This window comes from Variovorax sp. KBW07, assembly GCF_003852515.1.
In the GTDB taxonomy this organism is placed as follows: Bacteria; Pseudomonadota; Gammaproteobacteria; order Burkholderiales; family Burkholderiaceae_C; genus Variovorax.
Map to the genome: position 1 here is coordinate 1 of NZ_QAJK01000103.1, position 6,256 is coordinate 6,256.

The 6,256-nt window shown below is 67.7% G+C and carries 8 protein-coding genes; 4 read left to right on the forward strand and 4 right to left on the reverse strand.

The window, feature by feature from the left end; all coding sequences use genetic code 11:
- Positions 1–86: 86 nt before the first annotated feature.
- Positions 87–1,160 (forward strand): Ldh family oxidoreductase, encoded by a 1,074-nt coding sequence (locus DBV14_RS20645; protein WP_124461565.1) that lies wholly within the window; start codon positions 87–89, stop codon positions 1,158–1,160.
- A gap of 28 nt (positions 1,161–1,188) precedes the next feature.
- Here DBV14_RS20645 and DBV14_RS20650 read toward each other — a convergent pair whose 3' ends face one another.
- Positions 1,189–1,512: a DUF6172 family protein gene (locus DBV14_RS20650; RefSeq protein WP_124461567.1), complete on the reverse strand. Its 324-nt coding sequence runs from the start codon at positions 1,510–1,512 to the stop codon at positions 1,189–1,191.
- A gap of 103 nt (positions 1,513–1,615) precedes the next feature.
- Between DBV14_RS20650 and DBV14_RS20655 the strand changes: the two genes are divergently transcribed.
- The gene (locus tag DBV14_RS20655) at positions 1,616–1,843 is read left to right on the forward strand and encodes a hypothetical protein (protein WP_124461569.1); all 228 of its coding nucleotides are present in this window, start codon (positions 1,616–1,618) and stop codon (positions 1,841–1,843) included.
- 29 nt (positions 1,844–1,872) lie between these two features.
- Here the strand turns inward: DBV14_RS20655 and DBV14_RS20660 are convergent, their stop codons facing one another.
- On the reverse strand, positions 1,873–3,060 hold the full coding sequence (locus tag DBV14_RS20660) for a PLP-dependent aminotransferase family protein (protein WP_124461571.1): 1,188 nt from the start codon (positions 3,058–3,060) through the stop codon (positions 1,873–1,875).
- A 144-nt stretch (positions 3,061–3,204) separates the two neighbouring features.
- Here DBV14_RS20660 and nth point away from each other — a divergent pair, with 144 nt between their 5' ends.
- Together nth and DBV14_RS20670 are read left to right on the forward strand one after the other, a co-directional pair.
- Complete coding sequence (gene nth / locus DBV14_RS20665; protein WP_124461573.1) at positions 3,205–3,852, forward strand: endonuclease III; 648 nt, start codon at positions 3,205–3,207, stop codon at positions 3,850–3,852.
- Positions 3,853–3,885: 33 nt separating this feature from the next.
- Entirely contained in the window at positions 3,886–4,749 is an 864-nt protein-coding gene (locus DBV14_RS20670; protein ID WP_124461575.1) for an Ivy family c-type lysozyme inhibitor, read from the forward strand.
- A gap of 42 nt (positions 4,750–4,791) precedes the next feature.
- Here the strand turns inward: DBV14_RS20670 and DBV14_RS20675 are convergent, their stop codons facing one another.
- Complete coding sequence (locus DBV14_RS20675; RefSeq protein ID WP_124461578.1) at positions 4,792–5,382, reverse strand: histidine phosphatase family protein; 591 nt, start codon at positions 5,380–5,382, stop codon at positions 4,792–4,794.
- On the reverse strand, positions 5,379–6,179 hold the full coding sequence (cobS, locus tag DBV14_RS20680) for an adenosylcobinamide-GDP ribazoletransferase (protein WP_124461580.1): 801 nt from the start codon (positions 6,177–6,179) through the stop codon (positions 5,379–5,381). Before cobS ends, DBV14_RS20675 begins: the two co-directional genes overlap by 4 nt.
- Between the last annotated feature and the right edge of the window lie 77 nt (positions 6,180–6,256).

A 6,256-nucleotide genomic window follows, 5' to 3' on the forward strand; every position in this document is an offset into this window, starting at 1 on the left:
CGCGCCAAAGATGAACCCGCATCCGCTCCCGCGCCCGCTCCCAAGCAGCAGCGCCCAGAACACAAGCCAACAAAGGAGACAACGACATGACCACCGCAACCGCCCCGCTCTACCGCGCCGACGCGCTCATGGACTACGCCAGTGCCTTGCTGCAGAAAGCCGGTCTCGCCGCCTCCATGTCCGACAGCGTCGCCCGCACCCTCGTCGAAGGCGACATGCTCGGCCACGACACCCACGGCCTCGCCCTGCTCGCCGGCTATGTCAAGGAAGTCGAGTCCGGTGGCATGACCCGCGACGGCGCGCCCGAAGTGCTGTCCGACCGCCCCGCCGCCGTGCTCTGGGACGGCAAGCGCCTGCCCGGTCCCTGGCTCATGGACCAGGGCATGGACCTCCTCGTGCCGCGTGCGCGCGAACTCGGCACCGCCTCGCTCGTCATTCGCCGCAGCCACCACATCGCCTGCCTCGCCGTCTACATGCTGCGCGCGCTGCAGGAAGACATGCTCATGCTGCTGGCCTGCTCCGACCCCAACACCGCCAGCGTCGCGCCTTTTGGCGGCACGCAGGCCGTCTTCACGCCCAATCCGCTGGCCATGGGCTTTCCGTTGTCGCAGGGGGGCGTGATGGTCGATATTTCGGCCTCGATCACCACCAACGGCATGAGCAACCGCAAGCGTGCGGCCGGCGAGACCTTTGCCGAGGAATGGCTCATCGATGCGGCCGGCAAGCCCTCGAACGATCCGCAGGTGCTGTTCGACCAGCCGCCCGGCACGCTGCTCCCGGTCGGCGGCCTGAGCCATGGCCACAAGGGCTACGGAATGGCGCTGCTGGTGGAAACGTTGACCGGTGGCCTGGCCGGCTTCGGCCGCGCGGACCCGCCGGAAGGCTGGGGGGCGACGGTGCACATCACGCTGCACGACCTGCATGCCTTCGGTGGCAAGGAAGCCTTCCTGCGCCAGATGGACCATGTGGCGGCCCAGTGCCGGAACAACGCGCCCATCGACCCGGCCAGGCCGGTGCGGCTGCCGGGCGAAGGGGGTTTGAAACGCCGGGATTCGCAGTCGAAGGACGGGGTGCGGCTGCACCCGTCGATTGCGCGTTCGCTGCAAGAGGTGGAACAGCGCCACGGGCTTGCGCTGGCCCGCGCGCTGCTGGTGAACTGAATGGCCGACTGAAGAAACGTCGGCCCGGTCAGTCTTCTTCGGACGGCTCTTCCGCTTGTTCCCCGGCTGGGCGCGGCGCGCGCTTGCCGGGCTTGGCCACGACCTCGACATAGAACTGCGGGCCGGCTTCCTTGACCACGCCGTCGATCAGGCCGGTGATGGCGGAAAGGTGCACGACTTCGGCCGATTCCTCGGCTGTGCCGAACTTGCAATCGAAGTCCCAGAAATCGGAGCCTTCGGGCAGAACGCGGCGGCGTTCGCGCTTGATGTACTTGCGAATCTCGTGCTTGATGGCTTCGACGAGACGGTCTGGGTGCTTGCCCTCGACCTGGAGCTGAAAGGTTTTTCTCATGGGTGATGGTAACCAATGCGGCCCGGCGGCGATTCATTCCGCCCGCCACCGCCCTCTGTCATGTGTACAGTCGGCGGCTCAATTGAAAGAGCAGGTGAAAGACATGGCGCGCGCAAACGACTGGGCAAGCAAGGTGATGGCATTGGTCAACGGGGGCAACGCATCCGCCGCCATCGCGCAGATCAAGGTTGCGCCCTCGGTCAAGGACCTGAAGGCGCTGCAGACCATCATGACGCTGTCCAAGATGAAAGGCCGTTATCCGAACGTGGATGCGGCCATTGCGGACAACCTGGACCTGCTGGCGGCGCCGCGGCTGCACCGCTCGCCCTGAACATGCCCTGAAGGCGCGGTTTCTTACTTTTACAGCGCCTGGCCGAGGCGCTTCACGCCCTCTTCGATCTTCGCGACGTCGGCCGTCGCAAAGCTCAGGCGCAGCGTCGCCACATCGGGCTTCTCGGCAAAGAACGGCGCACCCGGCACGAAGGCCACCAGCTTCTCGATGGCGCGCTTTGCCAGTTCGTTGGCATCGGCCAGCTTGCCGTTGGCACCCGTCAGGCGGGCCCAGAAGAATAGGCCGCCATTGGGCTGCGTGAAGCTCACCGCATCACCCAGTTCGCGCTTCAGCGCCGCGCCCATGGCTTGCGCGCGCTGGCCGTACACCTCGCGCACATTCGCCAGCGTGCCCGGCATGCGGCCGCTCTTGAGGTATTGCGCGGCCGTGGCCTGCGAGAAAGTGCTGGTGTGGGCGTCGCTGAATTGCTTGCACATGGTGGCCTTGGCCAGCAGTTCGGCCGGCGCGATCATCCAGCCGATGCGAAGGCCGGGGCTCAGCACCTTGCTCAGGCTGCCGCAATGGGCCAGCAGCTCGCGGCTGCCCGGCACTTCCTTGCTGAGCGCCATGATCGACGGCGGCGGTGCTTCGCCGAAGTACAGGTCGCCGTACGGGTCGTCCTCGACGATCAGCGTCTGGTACTTGACCGCCAGCTCCAGCACCTTCTTGCGGCGCTCCAGGCTCAGCGTGGCGCCGCTCGGGTTGCCGAAGGTCGGGATCAGGTAGACGAACTTGGGCTTGTGCTCGGCGATGAGTTTTTCCAGCTCGTCGGTCTTCACGCCGTTGGCGTCGATGGGCGCGCTGATCAGCTGCGCGCCGTACAGGCGGAAGCACTGGATGGTCGCCAGGAAGGTCGGGCCTTCGACGATCACCTTGTCGCCGGGCGAAATCATCGTCTTGCCCAGCAGGTCCAGTGCCTGCTGGCTGCCGGTGGTGACGATCAGGCCGCTGGGGTCGACGTCGACGCCCTTGGTCTTCATGAACGAACTGAGCTGCGTGCGCAGCGGCTCGTAGCCTTCGGTGGCGCCGTACTGCAATGCGGCGCCGGGCTCTTCGCTCAGCGCCTTCTGGCTCGCCTCCTTCAGGCCCTCCACGTCGAACATGGCGCTGTCCGGGAAACCGCCCGCGAAACTGATGATGCCGGGCTTGCCCAGCAGCTTGAAGAGTTCGCGGATGGCGGAGGTTTCGACGTTGTCGAGGCGGGAGGCGAATTGCATGATGGTCAGTCTCACTTTCTGGGCGCCATTGTCGCGAAAGCCGCGTGCATGAATGCTGCGTAAGGCCATCGGCTTTCAACGATATATTGCGCTATTGCCGCCCTTCCCCACGCAGCGGGCGGGTGCCGCGCCCCACGGATCCCCATGAAAAAAGACAACATCCCCCTCTTCTTCGCCACCCTGCAGGCGGCCAACCCCACGCCCGAGACCGAGCTCGAATACAGCACGCCCTTCGAACTGCTGGCCGCCGTGCTGCTGTCGGCCCAAGCCACCGACGTGGGCGTCAACAAGGCCACGCGCAAGCTGTTTCCGATGGCCAACACGCCGCAGGCCATCTACGACCTGGGCGTCGAGGGGCTGGAGGAATACATCAAGACCATCGGGCTGTACCGCAGCAAGGCCAAGCACCTGATCGAGACGTCCCGCATGCTGGTCGAGCTGCACGGCGGCGAGGTGCCGCGCACGCGCGCCGAGCTGGAGGCGCTGCCCGGTGTCGGCCGAAAGACCGCGAACGTGGTGCTGAACGTGGCCTTTGGCGAGCCGACGATTGCGGTCGACACGCACATCTTTCGCCTGGGCAACCGCACCGGCCTCGCGCCGGGCAAGACGCCGCTGGAGGTGGAACTCAAGCTCGAGAAGCGCATCCCACCGGAATACCGGCTGCACGCGCACCACTGGCTGATCCTGCATGGGCGCTACATCTGCGTGGCGCGCAAGCCGCGTTGCTGGGAATGCGCGGTGTCCACCTTCTGTGCCTACAAGCCCAAGACACCCGCGCCCAAGACGGCCTGACACAACACTCGCAGATCGAAAATCACACACCGCATGACGTCCCTGAAGACCTTGAAGAAGAACCAACGCGCCCTTGTCGCCGCAGCCCTGCTGGCCACCGCCGCCGGCCTTCCCGCCGTGGCGTGGGCACAAGCCGGCGGAGGTGGCCTGCCGCCCGATGCCATGGCGCTCTACGGCGGCCGCTGGTCGACCGCTTGCGCCGACACGGCCGCGCCCACGCTGCATGTGCGCCAGGACATGCTGATCGCCGAAAGCGGCAAGCGCCGCGTTGTCGGCAACGCGCCGCAAACAGCCCACAGCTTCTTCGGCAACCGCCCGCCGCCGGCGAATTTCGACCTCGCGTTGATGAGCAGCGTGGGCAAGGCCGGCGCCATGACCTTCCTGGTCTACCGCGACCCGCTCGGCCAGTTGATCATGCTGGACGCCGACAAGCCCGTGGCCGGCCAGCTCGGGCCCGAGTTGATGAAGCAGCGCTACTGGCATTGCGACGGTGCCGCCCGCGCCGCGACGCCGCCCGCCGAACCCGAGGCCATAAAGCTGCCCCCGCCGCCCACCGGCAGCCCCGCCGCGCTGGCACAGGGCCCGGCCATGCAGAAGGCCTGGCGCGCCGCGCTGGGCACGCGCGAGACCGACCGCTGGCTGGTGCGCCGCGAAGGCCCCGCGCCCGAGCCGCAATGGGTGACTGTCGACGGCACGCGCTACCTGCTGCACGCCTTCTGCAAGCCACACGATTGCCACGACAACAACGCGATCGCGCTGTATGACCAGGGCTCGGGCCGCATCTACGGCCTGGTGCAACGCGACAACAAGACCCGGCTGGTGGGCTCGCCACCGGCAGCGTTGGCGCCGCAACTGGAGCGGCTCTGGCGCGAGCAGTGGCGGGGCAACAAGAACTGAGACGGTAGCGGTCGGGTCAGCCCGGCCGCGCTATCGCCGGTCTCAGCCTCGGTTTCGCTCGACCACCCGCCAGCCACCGAAAGCCGCCGCATCGGTCGGCCACTGGTCCGCACGCTCGGGGCACGACACGCCCTGCCCCAGCAACTGCACCGCGCGCAGCACGCCGGCATGCGTGACCCACAAGGCGCCGCCGCCATCGGCCAGCCAATCGGCATGCGCGGCAGCGACGCGGCGCATGAAGGCGCGCACGGTCTCACCATGCAGCCCCGCCGGTGCGTCGGCGAAATTGCCGGTCCAGGCCTCGAACTCTTCCCGCGCGATGTCGGACCAGGGCCGCCCTTCCCATCCGCCGAAATCCATCTCGACCAGCCGCTCGTCGAACTGCAGGCGAAGCTCCGGGCGCAGCGCGACGATGGCATCGGCCAGCGCAGCGCAGCGCCGCAGCGGGGAACTGCGCAGCGTGATGCCCGCAGGCAGCAGCGGCGCGATGCGCTGCGCGGCTGCCAGCGTGGCCTCGGCTTCCGCTTCGAGGTCCGTCGCGCCATAGCAAAGGCCCGCCGGCGCCACCACGGGCGCATGGCGCAACAGCCAGAGCGCGCCGGGGTTCGTTGGTGCCGCTGCAGTGCCTGTCATGCCCGCCACTGCCAGGCCAGCGCGAGATAGACCGCCAGCTCGCACACCTGCTGTGTCGCCCCCAGCCCGTCGCCGGTGAACCCCTGCAGCCGGCGCACGAACAGCCGCGCCATCCAGCCCGCAGCCAACACCACCGCGACCAGCGCCCCGACGACATGCGCAACGTCATGCGCATACAGCAGCAGCGCCACCGCCGGAACCGACCACACCACGCCAATGGCCAGCGCGCCGCCACTGATCGCGTCCGCCAGCGGCTTGGCCTTGCTCGCCCCGCTGTCCCCCACATAGGGCAGGCATCGAATCAGGAACAGCGGCGCCAGCCGCGAGAGCACATGCGCTCCCACGACGGAAACCGCCGCCACGGTGAGCCCGCGCTGCGCCAGCGTGGCAAGCAGTGCAAACTTCAAACCCAGCGCCAGCACCAGCGCCACGGCCCCGAAGGCGCCGATGCGCGAGTCCTTCATGATCTCCAGCGCGCGCTCGCGGTTGGCCGATCCGCCCAGGCCATCGGCCACATCGGCCAGCCCGTCTTCATGAAAAGCTCCGGTCAGCATCACGGTGACAACGGTACTGAGCACGGCGGCCACGAGCGCGCCCGCAACGCCTGCGAGCCCCGCGCCCACGCCAACGAAAACCAACGCCGCCACGCAGCCCACGAGCCATCCGATGCCGGGCAGATGCGCGGCACTTGCACGCAGCATCTGCGGACTGAAGCCGACCCAGTTTGCGAGTCCGCCCGTTACCGGAACGCGCGTGAAGAACTGCAGCGCCAGCAGGAAGTGACGGATGCTGTTCATCGCTTCTGTTGCTCCATGCGGGGTGCGGTTTGGATTCGTCGGGATCGGGTGCGGGATCGGGGGCATTCGGGGCGCGT